1 protein-coding gene is annotated in these 704 nt (G+C 61.4%); it reads right to left on the reverse strand.

What is annotated here, in order from left to right:
- On the reverse strand, window positions 1–607 hold a 607-nt coding region (pgsA, locus tag D1614_RS28035; protein ID WP_262707242.1), incomplete at its 3' end, for a CDP-diacylglycerol--glycerol-3-phosphate 3-phosphatidyltransferase.
- Between the last annotated feature and the right edge of the window lie 97 nt (window positions 608–704).

A 704-nucleotide genomic window follows, 5' to 3' on the forward strand; every position in this document is an offset into this window, starting at 1 on the left:
GAATCTGCGGCCAGGCGAGCTTCATGTAGTACGCCATCGACCACAGCGTGAGCACCGCCGCCACGTAAATCAGCCACGTACCCCACACCTGCGCATCGATCATGCCGAACAGGCGGCCCTCGAACAGCAGCAGCGGAATCGCGATCATTTGGAAGGTCGTCTTCAGCTTGCCGAGGAAGTTGACGGCCACGCTCTTCGACGCGCCAATCTGCGCCATCCACTCACGCAGGGCGGAGATGGTGATCTCGCGGCCAATGATGACGAGAGCGATGACGTCGGACACACGGCCCAATGACAGCAGCACCAGCAACGCGGCGGCCACCATCAGCTTGTCGGCGACCGGATCGAGGAAGGCGCCGAAGGAGGAGGTTTGGTTCCAGCGGCGGGCGAGGAAACCGTCGAACCAATCGGTGAGGCTTGCAACGATGAAAAACACCGCGGCCGTCAGATTTTTGGCGGGCAGTGCCATCCAAGTGTCCGGCACGTAGAACACGCCCACCACCAGCGGGATCATGGCCACACGCAACCAGGTCAGGAGGATCGGGAAGTTGAAAGGCATGGCAAATCGAGAGGACAACCGCCGCGCGAGCTGAAACCAACGCGACACGATGGGGCATTGTCGCCGATCAATGCAGCTGACGGTAGATTTCTTCGGCCAGGGTCTGCGAGATGCCCTCCACCGTGGCGAGTTCATCGACGCTCGC

The sequence above is a fragment of the Maribellus luteus genome (genome assembly GCF_003576475.1).
Lineage (GTDB): Bacteria > Bacteroidota > Bacteroidia > Bacteroidales > Prolixibacteraceae > Draconibacterium > Draconibacterium luteum.